This window comes from Pseudomonas sp. P2S-1 (assembly GCF_057197725.1).
The window spans coordinates 4,354,682-4,371,523 of the sequence record NZ_CM170068.1; the positions used below are offsets into that span (position 1 = coordinate 4,354,682).

Below are 16,842 nucleotides of genomic sequence, written 5' to 3' on the forward strand. Positions count from 1 at the left end.
AGGTTAACGACCGAGAAGCCATTACCATGCCCCATTCCTCCGCCAAGAACCTTTCCCTGATCGCCGCCATCGACCTGGGCTCCAACAGTTTCCATATGGTTGTAGCCAAGGCCCATCACAGCGAGATCCGCATCCTCGAGCGCAACGGAGAGAAGGTCCAACTGGCGGCCGGCATCAACGAAGAACGCCAGCTCAGCGAAGAGTCCATGCAGCGCGGCCTCGACTGCCTGAAGCGTTTCTCCCAACTGATCAACGGCATGCCTCCGGGCTCGGTGCGCATCGTCGGCACCAACGCCCTGCGCGAAGCGCGCAACCGCGGCGAATTCATCCGCCGCGCCGAAGAAATCCTCGGCCACCCGGTGGAAGTGATCTCCGGCCGTGAGGAAGCCCGCCTCATTTACCTGGGGGTTTCCCATACCCTCGCCGACACCCCGGGCAAGCGCCTGGTCGCCGACATCGGCGGCGGCAGTACCGAATTCATCATCGGCCAGCGCTTCGAGCCGCTGCTGCGCGAAAGCCTGCAGATGGGCTGTGTGAGCTTCACCCAGCGCTATTTCCGCGACGGCAAGATCACCCCGGCGCGCTATGCCCAGGCCTACACCGCCGCGCGCCTGGAACTGATGAGCATCGAGAGCGCCCTGCACCGCCTGGGCTGGGACGAAGCCATCGGCTCCTCCGGCACCATCCGCGCCATCGGCTCGGCGATCAAGGCCGCCGGCCTGGGCAGCGGCGAGGTCAACGCCGAGGGCCTGGCCTGGCTCAAGCGCAAGCTGTTCAAGCTGGGCGAAACCGACAAGATCGACTTCGACGGGGTCAAGCCGGACCGCCGGACGATCTTCCCGGCCGGCCTGGCGATTCTCGAAGCGATTTTCGACGCCCTCGAACTGCAACGCATGGACCACTGCGACGGCGCCCTGCGCGAAGGCGTGCTCTACGACCTGCTCGGCCGCCATCACCACGAGGATGTGCGCGAACGCACCCTCACCTCGCTGATGGAGCGCTATCACGTCGACCAGGGCCAGGCCGCGCGGGTCGAGCGCAAGGCGTTGCATGCCTTCGACCAGGTGGCCAAGGCATGGGATCTTGAAGAAGGAATCTGGCGCGAACTGCTGGGCTGGGCGGCCAAGGTGCATGAAGTGGGGCTGGACATCGCCCACTATCACTACCACAAGCACGGCGCCTACCTGATCGAACACTCCGACCTGGCCGGCTTCTCCCGCGAAGACCAGCAAATGCTGGCCCTGCTGGTGCGTGGCCACCGCCGCAACATTCCCAAGGACAAGTTCGCCGAGTTCGGCGACGAAGGCACCAAGCTGATCCGCCTGTGCGTGCTGCTGCGCTTCGCCATCCTGTTCCACCACATCCGTGGTACCCAGCAGATGCCAACGGTCAAGCTGCACGCCAGTGACGACAGCTTGAACGTGGCCTTCCCCGATGGCTGGCTGCAGGAGAACCAGCTGACCCAGGCCGACTTCGACCAGGAAGCCGAGTGGCTGGCCCGGGTCGGTTTCGTCCTCAGCGTACGCTGAGGATCGGGTTGCTCAGGCGCTCCAGCAGGGTTGCCTGGGCACTGCGCGGGTTCTGGTTGCCGGTCGGCGAGCTGCGCACGTAGCGGCCGTCCGATTGCAGGATCCACGAATGGGTATTGTCGGTCAGATACCCTTCCAGCTCCTTCTTCACCCGCAGCAGCAATTTCTTGCCTTCCACCGGGAAGCAGGTCTCGACGCGCTTGTCGAGGTTGCGCTCCATCCAGTCGGCACTGGACAGGAAGATCTGCTCGTCACCGCCATTGAGGAAGTAGAACACCCGGGTGTGCTCGAGGAAGCGGCCGATGATCGAGCGCACGTGGATGTTGTGCGAGACCCCGGCGATGCCCGGACGCAGGCAGCACATGCCACGCACCACCAGATCGATGCGCACGCCGGACTGGCTGGCCTTGTACAGCGCGCGGATGATCTTCGGATCGGTCAGCGAGTTGAATTTGGCAATGATGTGCGCCGGCTTGCCTTCCACGGCGAACTGGGTTTCCCGGGCGATCATGTCGAGCATGCCTTTCTTCAGGGTGAAAGGCGCGTGCAGCAGCTTCTTCATGCGCAGGGTCTTGCCCATGCCGATCAACTGGCTGAACAGCTTGCCGACGTCCTCGCACAGGGCGTCGTCGGAGGTCAGCAGGCTGTAGTCGGTGTACAGGCGGGCGTTGCCGGCGTGGTAGTTGCCGGTACCCAGGTGCGCGTAGCGCACGATCTCGCCGGCTTCGCGCCGCAGGATCAGCATCATCTTGGCGTGGGTCTTGAAGCCGACCACACCGTAGATCACCACGGCGCCGGCAGCCTGCAGGCGGCTGGCCATCTGCAGGTTGGACTCTTCGTCGAAACGCGCCCGCAGTTCGATGACCGCAGTCACTTCCTTGCCGTTACGCGCGGCATCCACCAGCGCATCGACGATTTCCGAGTTGGCGCCGCTGCGGTACAGGGTCTGGCGTACGGCCAGGACATGCGGGTCCTTGGCGGCCTGGCGCAGCATGTCCACCACCGGGGTGAAGGACTCGAACGGGTGCATCAGCAGGATGTCCTGCTTGCCCACCACGCTGAAGATGTTGTCGCTGTTCTGCAGCAGCTTGGGAATCGCTGGCGTGAACGGCGTGTATTGCAGTTCCGGGTGGCTGTCCAGGCCGGTGATGCTGAACAGGCGGGTCAGGTTGACCGGACCATTGACCTGGTACAGCTCGCTTTCGCTCAGGCTGAACTGCTTGAGCAGGTAGTCGGACAGGTGTTTCGGGCAGGTGTCGGCGACTTCCAGGCGCACCGCGTCACCGTAGCGACGGGAGAACAGCTCGCCGCGCAGGGCGCGGGCCAGGTCTTCCACGTCTTCGGAGTCCAGTGCCAGGTCGGCGTTGCGGGTCAGGCGGAACTGGTAGCAGCCCTTGACCTTCATGCCCTGGAACAGGTCGTCGGCGTGCGCATGGATCATCGACGAGAGGAATACATAGTTGTCGCCAGGGCCACCGACTTCTTCCGGCACGCGGATGATCCGCGGCAGCAGGCGTGGCGCCGGGATGATCGCCAGGCCGGAATCGCGACCGAAGGCATCGATACCCTCCAGCTCGACGATGAAGTTCAGGCTTTTGTTCACCAGCAGCGGGAACGGGTGGGTCGGGTCGAGACCGATCGGGGTGATGATCGGCGCGATCTCGTCGCGGAAGAAGCGACGCACCCAGGTCTTCAGCTTGGTGGTCCAGTGACGGCGGCGGATGAAGCGGATCTGGTGTTTTTCCAGCTCCGGCAGCAGCACGTCGTTGAGGATCGCGTACTGGCGCTGCACTTCGCCGTGCACCAGGTCGCTGATGCGGGCCAGCGCCTGGTGCGGCTGCAGGCCGTCGGCGCCGGCCTGTTCACGGGCGAAGGTGATTTGCTTTTTCAGGCCCGCAACACGAATTTCGAAGAACTCGTCCAGGTTGCTGGAGAAGATCAGCAGGAATTTCAGCCGCTCCAGCAAGGGGTAGGACTCATCCAGCGCCTGTTCCAGTACGCGGATGTTGAATTGCAGCTGGGACAGCTCGCGGTGGATGTAGAGGCTGGTGTCATCCAGGCCCGGGATCGCCACGGCCGGCGTCGGCGCGACGGCCGGCGTTTCCGCAGTGACCACCGGAACCGCAGCGGGCTCCGCCGGGGTTTCCAGCATCGGCTCGGGTACGGCCGCCTCTTCGTTCACGTCCTTGATGTCCTTAACCGCAGCTTCGATCAGTGCTTCGTTATTCATATTGCGTTCCTGAAGGGCGTTACTGCCCTCTCATCAATTGTGCGGCGCGCACAGCGAAATACGTGAGAATGCCGTCGGCACCCGCCCGCTTGAAAGCGGTGAGCGATTCGAGAATGACACCTTCGGAGAGCCAGCCATTCTGGATCGCCGCCATGTGCATCGCGTATTCGCCGCTGACCTGGTAAACGAAGGTCGGCACCTTGAACTCGTCCTTGACCCGCTGAAGGATATCCAGATACGGCATGCCTGGCTTGACCATGACCATATCGGCGCCTTCGGAGAGGTCGGCCGCCACTTCATGCAGCGCCTCGTTGGTATTGGCCGGATCCATCTGGTAGGAGGCCTTGTTGGCCTTGCCCAGATTGAGCGCCGAACCGACCGCATCGCGGAACGGACCATAATAGGCGCTGGCGTACTTGGCCGAGTAGGCCATGATGCGGACATTCACATGACCGGCCAGTTCCAGGGCCTCGCGGATCGCCTGGATACGGCCGTCCATCATGTCGGACGGTGCGACCACCTGGGCGCCGGCCTCGGCGTGGGACAGGGCCTGGCGGACCAGGGCGTCGACGGTGATGTCGTTCTGGACGTAGCCCTCTTCATCGAGGATGCCGTCCTGACCGTGGGTGGTGAAAGGGTCGAGGGCGACGTCGGTGATCACCCCCAGCTCCGGGAAGCGCGCACGCAGGGCGCGGGTAGCGCGCTGGGCAATGCCTTCCGGGTTCCAGGCTTCGGCGCCATCGAGGGATTTCTTCTCGGTCGGGGTGACCGGGAACAGGGCCAGGGCCGGAATACCCAGCTCGACCCAGCCTGCCGCCGCTTCCAGCAGCAGATCGATGCTCAGGCGCTCGACGCCCGGCATGGACGCGACTTCCTCGCGACGGTTTTCACCCTCGAGGACGAATACCGGAAGAATCAGGTCGTCGACCGTCAGGACATTCTCGCGAACCAGGCGACGGGAAAAATCGTCGCGGCGGTTGCGACGCAGGCGGGTACCAGGGAACAGGCGATTGGCAGGGGTAAAGCTCACGGCAGACTCCTGAGCCCGCACGAACAGGCGGGCGCGACAGTTATAAGCGGCCATTATGACGCTTGTGTGACAGGCTGGTGTAAGACTGCGACCTACAGACGCAGTCATTGTCCCCTGTAGGAATTGTTCACGTCGAGACACATTTGGACACTTTCCCGAAAGGCCATGAAGGGGTAGGCTGCGCGTTCATTTCGCCAGCATCCAGAAAATGCTCCAACAATTCCTGCAAGATTTTGGCTACTTTGCCCTTTTTCTAGGTACGTTCTTTGAAGGCGAGACCATCCTGGTGCTTGCCGGATTCCTGGCGTTCCGCGGATACATGGATATCAACCTGGTGGTGCTGGTGGCCTTCTTCGGCAGCTACGCCGGCGACCAGCTCTGGTACTTCATGGGGCGTCGTCACGGGCGCAAATTGCTCGCGCGCAAGCCGCGCTGGCAACTGATGGGCGACCGCGCACTGGAGCATGTGCGCCGCCATCCGGACATCTGGGTCCTGAGTTTCCGCTTCGTCTATGGCCTGCGCACCGTGATGCCGGTGGCCATCGGCCTGTCCGGCTACCCACCGCGCCGTTATCTGCTGCTCAACGGCATAGGCGCGGCGATCTGGGCCCTGGCCCTGGGCGCTGCCGCCTACCACTTCGGCGCCATCCTCGAAGGCCTGCTGGGCAACGTGAAGAAGTACGAGCTATGGGTGCTCGGCGGTCTGCTGGTGCTCGGCGCCCTGCTGTGGCTGCGCCGGCGTTTCAAGGCCGCGCGCATCGCCAAACAGGAAGCGCAGGCCCATCAGGCTGAGCAGGCTGTAGCCAAGCAGAGCGACACCTCCCAGGACAGTGACCGGCCCTAAGCCGGCCCACCCCGCCAAGGCGAAGGCTGGCACATTCAGCGCCAGCCGCCACAGTTCCAGTTTCAGCGCCCAGGGCCGGTTCTCCAGCGCCGCCCCCAGCACGAACAGCCCGAACCCCATCACCAGCGCGCCCAGCAGCAAGGCCGACAGCGGCAAATGCGGCCCGGCGTTCATCAGGTAGCTGCCCAGCGCCACGTACACGGTGAACTGCAGCAGCACATACACCTGCCGTGGCATGGCGAGGGGCACTTCGAATTTCTGGAAGTTCGCCAGATCCTGCCTGGCCTGTGGATAACGTTGCGCCACATCCTCCGGGCGCCAGCCAGTAGGCATGAACCAGATCCGCAGCTTGTCCTGCCAGCGTGAAGCGCGCCGCGCATCGCTCCACAGCTGGGCATAGAACTGCAGGTTGGCCCACAGCGGATTCCAGCTCGCCAGCGGCGTGGTCACCCCGAAGATCACCGGCTCGGCGTCGTCTTCGGGCTGGAAGGTGCCGAACAGGCGGTCCCAGAGAATGAACACACCGCCATAGTTGCGATCCAAATACAAAGGATTCTGCGCATGGTGGACGCGATGATTGGATGGCGTGACGAAGATCCATTCGTACCAGCCCAGCTTCGGGATGTGCCGGGTGTGCACCCAGAACTGGTACAGCAGGTTCAGCGCGCCGACGCTGACGAACACCAGCAGCGGCACACCGAGCACGGCCAGCGGCAGGTAGAAGATCCACGACAGCAGGAAGCCGGTGCTGGTCTGGCGCAGGGCGGTGGACAGGTTGTAGTCCTCGCTCTGGTGATGCACCGAATGGGCGGCCCAGAGGATGTTGCGCTCGTGCCCGAAGCGGTGCAGCCAGTAGTAGCAAAAGTCATAGGCGACGAAGGCCAGCACCCACACCCACCAGGCCTCGGCCGGCAAGCGGAACAGCGCCAGGTGTTCCATGGCTACGGCATAGGTCACCAGCCCCACGCCCTTGGTGAGCAAACCGAAGGTGGTGGACAACACCCCCGCACTCAGGCTGTTCACGGTGTCGGCCAGTCGGTAATTACGCTGCCCGCGCCAGCGATCGGCCAGCAGTTCCACCGCGATCAATACGAAGAAAAACGGCACGGCGAGCAGGATGAAGTCCATGGCAGGTCCATTTTCAGGCGATGGATCAAGATTAGGCCTACGATCCAGTAATCCCTATGGCGACAACTGCCAAATTAGACGACATTTAGCGCCTTGAAACGGGAGTAGGAAGCATGACCAAAAAAGTTGCTGTGATTCTGTCGGGCTGCGGCGTCTACGACGGCGCGGAAATCCACGAAAGCGTGATCACCCTGCTGCGCCTCGACCAGCGTGGCGCCCAGGTGCAATGCTTCGCGCCGAACATCGCGCAGATGCATGTGATCAACCACCTGACCAGCGAAGAAATGCCCGAGACGCGCAACGTGCTGGTCGAGTCGGCGCGGATTGCCCGCGGCAATGTCAAGGACCTGGGTGAAGCGGATGTCGACGACTTCGACGCGCTGATCGTGCCTGGCGGCTTTGGCGCGGCGAAAAACCTCTCCAGCTTCGCCGTCGACGGCCCGGGCTGCAGCGTGCAGCCCGACGTGCTGGCGTTGGCCGAAGCCTTTGCCGAGGCGGGCAAGCCGGTCGGGCTGATATGCATTTCCCCGGCGCTGGCGGCGAAGATCTACGGACCGGGCGTGGTCTGCACCATCGGCAACGATGCCGACACCAGCGCGGCCATCGTCAAGATGGGCGGCACCCATGAAGAATGCGATGTGCATGACATCGTCGAAGATACCCAGCGCAAGCTGGTCAGCACCCCGGCGTACATGCTGGCGCAGTCGATCAGTGATGCGGCGAGCGGGATCTACAAGCTGGTTGACCGGGTGCTCGAGTTGACCCACGAAGGCGAGTAAGCCTCCAGGGCCTCATCGCTGGCAAGCCAGCTCCCACAGTGACCGCGTGCACCGCTGAACCTGTGGGAGCTGGCTTGCCAGCGATAGGGCCCTCAAGACCAACCCATCAACCGGGGAACTGCCTCACCAGCCGGGTCAGAATCCGGTCCAGCGAATTGGCGAACGCCTGCTTCTCCTTCTCCCCATAAGGCGCCTGTCCTCCCCCGACCTGCCCCTGCTCGCGCAGATCGGTAAACAGGTTGCGCACCGCCAGCCGCTCGCCCATGTTGCGCTCATCGAACTCGCGTCCGCGCGGATCCAGCGCCGCCACGCCGTTCTTCACCAGGCGGTCGGCCAACGGCACATCGCTGCAGATCACCAGCTCACCCGGCACCGCATGCTCCACCAGATAATCATCGGCAGCATCCGGCCCACTGGGCACCACGATCAGCTTCACCAGGGCGAACGGCGGCTTGGCCTGGGGCCCGCCGGCCACCATCACCACTTCGAACTGACGCTTGAGGGCGAACTTGACTACCTGATCCCTGGCCAGCTTCGGACAGGCATCGGCATCGATCCAGACACGCATGAGGAAGTTATCCACAACTTGAAACGGGCGGGCAGTATCGCCGCTCGCCCGCCCCGCTTCAAATCAGGACGCCGCCACCCGACGCGAGGCCAGCCAGCTGCGCCCGTACAGGACAATGACAGCGAGCAAGGCAACGGCCTGGGCCGACAGCGAATACAGGTCGGCATGGATGCCCAGCCATTCGAAATCGAAGAACGGTACCGGATGGGTACCGAAGACCCCGGCCTCCTGCAACGCCTTGACCCCGTGACCGGCGAACACCACCGACAGCGCGCAGAGCAGCGCGGCGTTGATGCTGAAGAACAGCGCCAGCGGCAGCTTGGCCGAACCGCGCAGGATCACCCAGGCCAGGCCCACCAGCAGCACCAGCGCCGTGGCGCCACCGGCCAGCACCGCCTGGTGACCCGCCGGGCCAGCCTGGAGCCACAGGGTTTCGTAGAACAGGATCACTTCGAACAGCTCGCGATACACCGAGAAGAACGCCAGCACGGCAAAGCCGAAACGACCGCCACCGCCCACCAGGCTGCTCTTGATGTAGTCCTGCCAGGCGGCAGCATGCCGGCGGTCGTGCATCCAGACCCCGAGCCACAGCACCATGACGCTGGCGAACAACGCCGTACTGCCTTCCAGCAATTCGCGCTGGGCACCGCCGACATCGATCACATAGGCCGCCACCGCCCAGGTAGCAAATCCGGCGACCAGCGCCAGGCTCCAGCCGATATTGACGCTACGCACCGCCGCCTGTTGCCCGGTGTTGCGCAGGAAGGCGAGGATCGCCGCCAGTACCAGGATCGCCTCCAGGCCTTCGCGCAGCAGGATCAGCAGGCCGGAAATGAAGCTCAGCGACCAGCTCAGGCCATCGCCACCAAGCAGCCCTGCGCAGTCCTTGAGCTTGGCCTTGGCGATCTCCAGCCTGGCCTTGACCTGCTCCAGCGGCAGGCCGTCCTGCAGCGACTGCCGGTAGGCCATCAGGGCTTTCTCGGTGTCCTTGCGCAGGTTGCTGTCGACGTTGTCCAGCGAGCTTTCCACCAGCTCGAAACCTTCCAGGTAGGCGGCTACCGACAGGTCGTAGGCCTGTTCGTGGTCGCCGCTCTGGTAGGCCGCAAGGCTCTGGTCGAGGGTGTTGGCGGTGTAGTCGAGCAGTTGCCCCGGCCCGCGCTTGACCTGCGGCGGCTGGGCGCGCTGGGCACGGAAGGTCTGTACGGCATCGGGGCCTTGGGCAGCCTGGACTTCGGCCGGGGTCTGGCGGGCCAGGTCGCCGAGGCTGAACGGCTTGTCGCTGGCCGCCTTGGCCGGATCAGCGGTGAAGCTGGCGATATAGGTCGCCAGGTCCCAACGCTGGCGCTCGTCCAACTGGTCGGCGAAGGACGGCATATCGGTGCCTTCGATGCCCAGGCCGAGGGTGTTGTAGATGTCGTAAAGGCTCAGATGATCGAGCCGCGCGGTATCGCGCAGGTTCGCCGGGGCCGGCTCCAGACCGACACCCGCCGGGCCGTCGCCGGCACCGGTGTCGCCGTGGCAGACCGAGCAATGCTGGGCATACAGCGGTGCACCACGGCTCGGGTCGGGGGTGATCAGCGGCGCCAGCGCCACCTCATAGGCCAGCGCCAGTTCGGCACCCAGTTGCCGGGCCTGACGGGCAACACCCGGACCGTCCTGACGCTCGCTGATGGCCTGGCGCAGCGCGGTTACGCCCTCTTCCAGCGCCTTGCGCTGCGGGCGCTCCGGCAGATCGGCCAGCAGCCCTTGCAGGGTGCCGACGAATTCCAGTTGCTCACGGTACTCGGATTCGTCGATGACCTTGCCAGCCTCGACGGTCGGCGGGTAGTCGGCGCCGATGTAATCCAGCAGGTGCAGGGCTTTCGCCGCCCCCTCGACAGGTTCGGCCAGTGCCATGGCACTGCCAAGGGCCAGCACCGGCCAAAGCAGCCAGGCAATCAAGCGGGAGCGGGAAATCATGGGGCCAGTCTCGGAGGTCAACGACGGAGCGAATATTGTTCACCGGCGTCCTGGCAGGCTCAAGGCGAATCGTAAAAATTAGCAACAATTTCATCAATTGCCACTTTCATCCCCCCGGCAGTTACCGTTCGTCCGGTACTTGGGGGATAATGGCACGGATAGTGGCACTTACCCGCTGTAACAAACAGCGCCCCTGTCTCCCAGGGAAATGGCGCCTAATACGCCGCGCCTTTCAATATAGCCATTCGAAATCAACGCGAAGCACATAAGAACATTTCGGACTTAATGATCCGAAAAACGACTCTGCCAATTACTCAGGGAAAATGTAATGAAGTCCCGCGCTCTGACGCTTGCCACGCTCTTCGTGGCCACCCAGTTGACCGGCTGCGCCGTGTTTCGCAGCTACGACAGCGAACTCAAGGAAACCAACCAGCACCTGACGGCCGGCAATGTCGACGCCGCCCTCGCCGTGCTGGAAAAGAACAACAAGAGCGAGGACAAGGACCTGCTCTACTGGTTCGAGAAAGGCGAACTGCTGCGCTCCAAGGGCGACCTGGCCGGCAGCCAGAACGCCTGGCACGAAGCCGACGGCATGGTGTTCAAGTGGGAGGAGTCGGTCAAACTCGACACCGACAAGTACCTGAGCCAGTTCGGCAGCTACCTGGTCAACGACAAGGTCCGCCGTTACGAGGGCTACGACTACGAAAAGGTCATGCTGACCACGCAGATGGCCCTTAACCTGCTGGCCCGGAATGACTTCGACGGCGCCCGCACCGAGATCAAGAAGACCCACGAGCGCGAGGCGCTGATCGCCGAGCTGCGCGACAAGGAATACCTCAAGCGCGAAGAGCAGGCCGAACAGCAAGGGATCAGGACCGCGTACAAGGATCTCAAGGGCTACCCGGTCGCCAGCCTAGACGCCCCCGAGGTCATCAGCCTGAAGAACAGCTACCAGAGCGCCTTCAGCCACTACCTCTCCGGCTATGTCTACGAGGCCCTGGGCGAACAGGGCCTGGCCGCGCCGGGCTATCGCAAGGCCGCCGAGCTGCTGCCGAACACGCCGCTGCTCGAACAGGCGCTGCTCGACCTCGACAAGGCCCCCGGCAAGAGCGATGACCAGCACAAGGACAGCGACGTCCTGATCGTGGTGCAAAGCGGCCTGGCGCCGGCCCGCGACTCGATGAGCTTCGCCCTGCCGCTGATCGTCCAGGGCAACCTGGTGCTGACCCCGCTGTCGTTCCCGGTGATTCGCGAAGACACCTCCACCGCGCCGGTCGGCCAGGTCAGCCTGGACGACAAGCCCCTGGGCCTTACCGCCCTCAACAGCACCTCCGCCATGTCGCGCCGCGCCCTGCGCGACGACATGCCGGGCATCATCCTGCGCAGCACGGTACGGGCAGCCACCCGAGTCGTGGCGCAGAAAAAGCTCAACGAGACCAACCCCATGGCCGGCCTGGTGCTCGGTCTTGCGGCCGCCATCACCGAAGGCGCCGACACCCGCACCTGGCGCACCCTGCCCAACGAAACCCTGGTCACCCGTGTACGCCTGAGCCAGGGCGAGCACCGCCTGAGCCTGGGCAGCGGCAAAGTCGCGGTCACCATCGACCGGCCGTATCAGGTCGTCGCCCTGCGCGTGATCGGCAACCAGCTGTTCAGCGCCGGCCAGGCCGTGCACCCCGTCATTCCTCCTGCGTCGGCAGCGGCCGTCGCCAGCCTCAAGTAACCGAAGGATTCGCCATGCGTTTCAAGCTTTCCGTCGCCCTCGCCGCCGCCTTGCTGGCCGGCTGTGCCACACCACCGCCACCTGCACCCGGTAGCGCTGCCAGCAAGGTCGCGGTCATGGGCAAGCTGAAGAACATCGAGACCGGCCCGATGCGGGTCGCCCGCGAGAACGGCTTCCTCACCGTCAAGGTGGCGCTGAACAACACCAGCGGCAGCAACAAGACCCTGTTCTACCGCTTCGCCTGGCTGGGCAACGACGGTTTCCCGGTCGCGGATGAAGAGAGCTGGAAAACCGTGACCCTGTACGGCGCGCAATCCACCGTACTGCCGGCCATTGCCCCGGTGCCGCAAGCCACCGATTTCCGCCTCGAAGTCCAGTCCCAGTAATTTTCCCAGGAGTTTTCCATGAAGTTCGTCCAGGTTTCCCTGCTCGCCGCCGTCGTTGCCCTCGCCAGCGGCTGCTCCACACCGTCCCCGGTGCTGGGCAGCAAGAACATCAGCTACGGCGATACCAAGGCCGTCGAACTGGTAACCAACGAGTTCGGTTCCACCGACCTGCAGATGATCGCCGAAAGCATGACCCGCTCCCTGGCCCAGTCCGGCGTGCTGCAGGGCCGCCCGGTGGTGCAGGTGTATGACGTGAAGAACAAGACCAGCGAGTACATCGATACCCGCGAGATCACCACCTCGATCAAGACCCAGCTGATGAAGTCCGGCAGCGCCCGCTTCGCCAGCGACAACAACCAGATGGACAGCCAGGTCGACCAGCTCAAGCTGCAGAACCAGAGCGGCCTGTACAAGAAGAGCACCATCGCCAGGACCGGCAACATGATTGCCGCCAAGTACCGCCTGGAAGGCTCGATCAGCTCCATCGTCAAGCGCAGCAGCGACTACAAGGACGTCTTCTACAAATTCAGCCTGCAACTGGTCGACGTCGAAAGCGGCCTGGCCGAATGGATGGACGAAAAAGAAATCCGCAAGACCACGGAGCGATAAGCAATGCGTGCATGGATGGGAATTCTCGGCCTGGCCTGCGCCTTCGGCGTGCAGGCAGCGCCGAAGGTGGCGGTGACCGATCTGGCCTACCAGGAGCGGGTGGAGCAGTACATCCACATCGTTTCGGCGCAGAACAGTTCGTCGGCGAGCCTGTATCACGCCAACAGCTCGTCCAACTACAACGAGTTCGAGAGCAGCGAGAGCTACATCGAGCAGACCGAACTGCGCAAGTTCAGCGGTGACATCAAGGGCGAGATCCTCAAGTCCGGGATGTTCCAGCTGGTCCAGGGCACGCCGTACATCACCGGCAGCAAGACCGACGTCTACGACATCATCAAGCGCATCAAGGCCGGCGACTTCAAGGGCGCCGACTATGTGCTGTTCGGCACCTTGTCGGATGTCGACTTCCAGCGCGACATCAACGCCCTGGACCACACCAACAGCTACTCGGCGGTGCTGGGCCTGAGCCTGGTGGCTGACTTCAGCCTGATCAACACCCGCACCTACGAGATCACCTCGGCGTTCACCGCCCTGGGTGAAGGACAGGACACCAAGCTGGTGGGTTCGCGGGATATCAAGGTCAGCCTGAACCGGCCGAGAGTGGTGCGGGAAGTGTCGAAGGCGCTGGGCGAGGATGTGGCCCGGCAGATGGCGGAGCAGCTGGGTGGGCGGGTGCCGGGGATGGAAGGTCGCCCGGTGCAGCGCAATAATCTGCCGCCGGATGAGCCGGCGAAGATCCTGCGTTGAATTCACTGGCCTCATCGCTGGCTTGCCAGCGATAGGGCCGGTACTACCTCAGACCGGCGCCCGGCGAATGGTGGCCAGCAAGGTCGCCGCCCCCAGGAACAACCCGGCAAAGGTCCGGTTCATCCGCCGCTGCTGTTTCGGCGTACGCAGCAGGCGCAGCACCTTCGACGCCAGCCCGGTGTAACCCGCCATCACCAGCAGGTCCACGCTGATCATGGTCACGGTGATCATCACGTACTGCGGCAACAGCGCCTCATGCGGGTTGATGAACTGCGGCAGCACCGCGAGCATGAACACCAGCGCCTTGGGGTTGCTGACGTTGACCAGGAACCCGCGGAACACCAGGCTCAACGGCTTGCCGATCGGCCGTACCGCCGACTCGTCTGAGAGGTCCGCCGGCAGCGCCCGCCATTGCTTGACCGCGAGGTAGATCAGGTAAGCCACGCCAAACCACTTGATCACCTGGAACGCCGTCGCCGAAGCCGCCAGCACCGCACCCACACCAGCCGCAATAATGGCGATCTGCAGGATCAGGCCCAGTTGCAGGCCCAGGGCATTCCAGTAGCCACGCCAGAAGCCATATTGCAAACCGCAGGACATCGAGGCGATGGCCCCGGCGCCCGGCGACAGACTGATTACCCAACAGGCGGCAAAAAAGGCCAACCACGTTTCCAGCGACATCTCACACCTCGGCCACAAAATCGGTTCAAGGGCTCAACGCTAATCCGCCTGCAAGAAAATCACCACAAAAGTTTTCAGTGGCCGATCACTTGCCGAGGGACTTGTCCTCGCCCACCAGTGGCAGCCCATCGCTACCCCGCCAGCGGCGTACGGACTTCTGGAAGAACTGGCTGTTCGGCACCTGCACCAGCGCACCGCCAGTCTCGGGCATTTCCACCAGGGTGGTGAACAGCAGGTTGATGGCCGTGACCCGGCCCTTGATACCGGGTTTGTCGGTGGTATCGACCAGTTCCACCACATCACCGATGCGGAAAGGGCCGACGGTGAAGATCAGCACCGCACAGAGCAGGTTGGACAGCACGCTCCAGATGGCGAAGAACGCCACGGCAGCCACGGCGACGAAGCCTGACAAGGCCGTCCACAGCACGGTAGCGGAAACCCCCAGGCGCTCCAGCACGAAGATCAGCGCGCTGCCCATGATCAGCCAGCGCAGGCCACCGCGCAGCGGCATCATCAGTTGTGGCGGCAGCGGGTAGCGCTCGCCCAGGGTCTTGAGGCTGCGCGCCACCAGACGCTGCAGAACGAACGCCACCACCAGGATCAGCAGGATCTGCAGGCCCATCCAGAACGGCCCGAGCCATTCCACCGGAATCATCTGCCGCAACGCTTCCATCAGGACAGTGCCTCCAGCTCCGCCTGCATGGTCTCCAGCACTTCCAGCGCTTCCATCCAGGCTTCTTCCAGTTCGGCTTCGCGGGTTTTCAGCTGGGCCTGACGGGCCAGCAGGTCGCGCAGTTCATCCTTGCGCGCCGCTTCGTAGACACCGCTGTCGCCGAGGCTGGCCTCGACCTTGGCGAGGTCACCGTGCAGCTTGCTCAACTCGGCTTCCAGCTTGTCGGCCTGGCGCTTGTGTGGCGCCAGTTGCTGACGCAGCGCGGCGGCGGCCTGGCGCTGGGCCTTCTTGTCGGTCTTGTCCGGGTTGACCGGGGCGTTGCTCACCGGCGCATTGCGCTGGCGATAGTCGACCAGCCAGCGGGCGTAGTCGTCGAGGTCGCCATCGAACTCGCTGACCTTGCCGTCGGCGACCAGGAGGAATTCGTCGGTGGTGCTCTTGAGCAGGTGACGATCGTGGGACACCACCACCACGGCGCCGCTGAATTCCTGCAGGGCCATGGTCAGCGCCAGGCGCATTTCCAGGTCCAGGTGGTTGGTCGGTTCGTCGAGCAGCAGCAGGTTCGGCCGCTCCCAGGCGATCAGCGCCAGGGCCAGGCGGGCTTTCTCGCCGCCAGAGAAATTCAGCACCGGCTCGTCGCAACGGTCGCCACGGAAGTCGAAGCCGCCGAGGAAGTCGCGCAAGGTCTGCTCGCGCTCGCTCGGCGCCAGGCGTTGCAGGTGCAGGAGCGGGCTGGCCTTGCTGTCCAGCGAATCGAGCTGGTGCTGGGCAAAGTAGCCGACCGAGGTGTTCTCGCCACGGACCAGACGCCCGGCCAGCGGTTGCAGCTCGCCGGAGAGGTTCTTGATCAGGGTCGATTTACCCGCGCCATTGGGGCCGAGCAGGCCGATCCGGGCACCCGGCACCAATTGCAGCTTGACCTTCTCCAGCACGGTTTTCTCGCCATAGCCCAGGCGGGCTTCGGACAGGTCGAGCAACGGGCTGGAGATCTTCTGCGATTCGCGGAAGACGAAGTCGAACGGCGAATCGACATGGGCGGCGGTCAGCTCTTCCATGCGTTCCAGGGCCTTGATCCGGCTCTGCGCCTGACGGGCCTTGGTGGCCTGGGCCTTGAAACGGGCGATGTACTTTTCCATGTGCGCGCGCTGGGCCTGTTGCTTCTCGTAGGCCTGTTGCTGCTGCGCCAGGCGCTCGGCCCGGGCCCGCTCGAAGGCGGTGTAGCCGCCGCGGTAGAGGGTCAGCTTGCACTGTTCGACATGGGCGACGTGATCGACCACGGCATCGAGGAAGTCACGGTCGTGGGAAATCAGCAGCAGCGTGCCCGGGTAGCCCTTGAGCCAGTCTTCCAGCCAGAGGATCGCGTCGAGATCGAGGTGGTTGGTCGGTTCGTCGAGCAGCAGCAGGTCGGACGGGCACATCAGGGCCTGGGCCAGGTTCAGGCGCATCCGCCAGCCCCCGGAGAAGTCGCCGACACGGCGGTCCATCTGCTCATTGGTGAAGCCAAGGCCGGCCAGCAATTTGCGCGCACGGGCGTCGGCGGTGTAGCCGTCGGCGCTGTCGAGCTCGACATGCAGACGCGCCAGCGCCGCGTTGTCGTGGGCGGCTTCGGCGGCGGCAAGCTCGTCCTGGACCTTGCGCAGGCGGATATCACCGTCGAGCACATAGTCCACCGCCAGGCGATCGAGGGTGTCGACCTCCTGGCGCATATGGGCGATACGCCAGTCGCCAGGCAGCTGGCAGTCACCCGAATCCGGGGTGAGCTCGCCGCGCAGCAAGGCGAACAGGCTGGATTTGCCGGCGCCATTGGCACCGATCAGGCCGGCTTTCTGGCCGGCGTGCAGGGTCAGTTCCGCGCCGTCTAGCAGGCGTTGCGGACCACGCTGTAAAGTGAGGTTCGAAAGTCTGATCATAATGGCGGCGGAGTCTACCAGCTTCGCTGGCAACTGGCGCGAGCAG

Annotated in this window: 14 protein-coding genes and 1 pseudogene; 7 read left to right on the forward strand and 8 right to left on the reverse strand. The window is 63.9% G+C overall.

Annotated features, from left to right (window positions below; genetic code table 11):
- The first annotated feature begins 26 nt into the window (after positions 1 to 26).
- Positions 27 to 1,529 (forward strand): exopolyphosphatase, encoded by a 1,503-nt coding sequence (gene ppx / locus AC2CQI_RS19465; RefSeq protein ID WP_075802842.1) that lies wholly within the window; start codon positions 27 to 29, stop codon positions 1,527 to 1,529.
- Here ppx and ppk1 read toward each other — a convergent pair.
- Positions 1,516 to 3,681, reverse strand: a complete 2,166-nt coding sequence (ppk1, locus tag AC2CQI_RS19470; RefSeq protein WP_372239108.1) for a polyphosphate kinase 1 — start codon at positions 3,679 to 3,681, stop codon at positions 1,516 to 1,518. The two genes, ppx and ppk1, sit on opposite strands and share 14 nt — an antisense overlap.
- A gap of 97 nt (positions 3,682 to 3,778) precedes the next feature.
- Positions 3,779 to 4,789 carry a porphobilinogen synthase gene (gene hemB / locus AC2CQI_RS19475; RefSeq protein WP_484577628.1) on the reverse strand — a complete coding sequence of 337 codons (1,011 nt, stop codon included), beginning with the start codon at positions 4,787 to 4,789 and terminating at the stop codon, positions 3,779 to 3,781.
- A 208-nt stretch (positions 4,790 to 4,997) separates the two neighbouring features.
- On the opposite strand from hemB, the gene AC2CQI_RS19480 reads away from it, so the two are divergent.
- Positions 4,998 to 5,633, forward strand: a complete 636-nt coding sequence (locus tag AC2CQI_RS19480) for a DedA family protein (RefSeq protein WP_075802839.1) — start codon at positions 4,998 to 5,000, stop codon at positions 5,631 to 5,633.
- A 549-nt stretch (positions 5,634 to 6,182) separates the two neighbouring features.
- Here the strand turns inward: AC2CQI_RS19480 and AC2CQI_RS19485 are convergent.
- Positions 6,183 to 6,761: pseudogene (locus tag AC2CQI_RS19485) on the reverse strand (sterol desaturase family protein); the annotation flags it as partial.
- Positions 6,762 to 6,874: 113 nt separating this feature from the next.
- On the opposite strand from AC2CQI_RS19485, the gene elbB reads away from it, so the two are divergent.
- Positions 6,875 to 7,540 (forward strand): isoprenoid biosynthesis glyoxalase ElbB, encoded by a 666-nt coding sequence (gene elbB, locus AC2CQI_RS19490; RefSeq protein ID WP_484577629.1) that lies wholly within the window; start codon positions 6,875 to 6,877, stop codon positions 7,538 to 7,540.
- 106 nt (positions 7,541 to 7,646) lie between these two features.
- On the opposite strand, the gene AC2CQI_RS19495 is transcribed toward elbB, so the two are convergent.
- Entirely contained in the window at positions 7,647 to 8,108 is a 462-nt protein-coding gene (locus tag AC2CQI_RS19495; protein WP_484577630.1) for a YaiI/YqxD family protein, read from the reverse strand.
- 63 nt (positions 8,109 to 8,171) lie between these two features.
- Positions 8,172 to 10,067: an FTR1 family protein gene (locus AC2CQI_RS19500; protein WP_484577631.1), complete on the reverse strand. Its 1,896-nt coding sequence runs from the start codon at positions 10,065 to 10,067 to the stop codon at positions 8,172 to 8,174.
- Between the two features lie 328 nt (positions 10,068 to 10,395).
- On the opposite strand from AC2CQI_RS19500, the gene AC2CQI_RS19505 reads away from it, so the two are divergent.
- The 4 genes from AC2CQI_RS19505 to AC2CQI_RS19520 are packed head-to-tail and all read left to right on the forward strand — an operon-like array spanning position 10,396 to position 13,532.
- Entirely contained in the window at positions 10,396 to 11,790 is a 1,395-nt protein-coding gene (locus AC2CQI_RS19505) for a COG3014 family protein (protein ID WP_075802834.1), read from the forward strand.
- Positions 11,791 to 11,804: 14 nt separating this feature from the next.
- Positions 11,805 to 12,176 carry a YcfL family putative periplasmic lipoprotein gene (locus tag AC2CQI_RS19510; protein WP_484577632.1) on the forward strand — a complete coding sequence of 124 codons (372 nt, stop codon included), beginning with the start codon at positions 11,805 to 11,807 and terminating at the stop codon, positions 12,174 to 12,176.
- Positions 12,177 to 12,194: 18 nt separating this feature from the next.
- Positions 12,195 to 12,785, forward strand: coding sequence for a penicillin-binding protein activator LpoB (gene lpoB / locus AC2CQI_RS19515; RefSeq protein ID WP_075802832.1), 591 nt, complete (start codon positions 12,195 to 12,197; stop codon positions 12,783 to 12,785).
- A gap of 3 nt (positions 12,786 to 12,788) precedes the next feature.
- Positions 12,789 to 13,532: a penicillin-binding protein activator LpoB gene (locus AC2CQI_RS19520; protein WP_484577633.1), complete on the forward strand. Its 744-nt coding sequence runs from the start codon at positions 12,789 to 12,791 to the stop codon at positions 13,530 to 13,532.
- A 48-nt stretch (positions 13,533 to 13,580) separates the two neighbouring features.
- On the opposite strand, the gene AC2CQI_RS19525 is transcribed toward AC2CQI_RS19520, so the two are convergent.
- The 3 genes from AC2CQI_RS19525 to AC2CQI_RS19535 form a co-directional block, all read right to left on the reverse strand.
- Positions 13,581 to 14,213, reverse strand: a complete 633-nt coding sequence (locus tag AC2CQI_RS19525; protein WP_075802830.1) for a LysE family transporter — start codon at positions 14,211 to 14,213, stop codon at positions 13,581 to 13,583.
- A gap of 85 nt (positions 14,214 to 14,298) precedes the next feature.
- A complete protein-coding gene (locus AC2CQI_RS19530) occupies positions 14,299 to 14,886 on the reverse strand; it encodes a mechanosensitive ion channel family protein (protein WP_075802829.1) in 588 nt (195 codons plus the stop codon).
- Entirely contained in the window at positions 14,886 to 16,796 is a 1,911-nt protein-coding gene (locus AC2CQI_RS19535) for an ATP-binding cassette domain-containing protein (RefSeq protein WP_484577634.1), read from the reverse strand. The genes AC2CQI_RS19530 and AC2CQI_RS19535 overlap by 1 nt, the downstream gene beginning before the upstream one ends.
- Between the last annotated feature and the right edge of the window lie 46 nt (positions 16,797 to 16,842).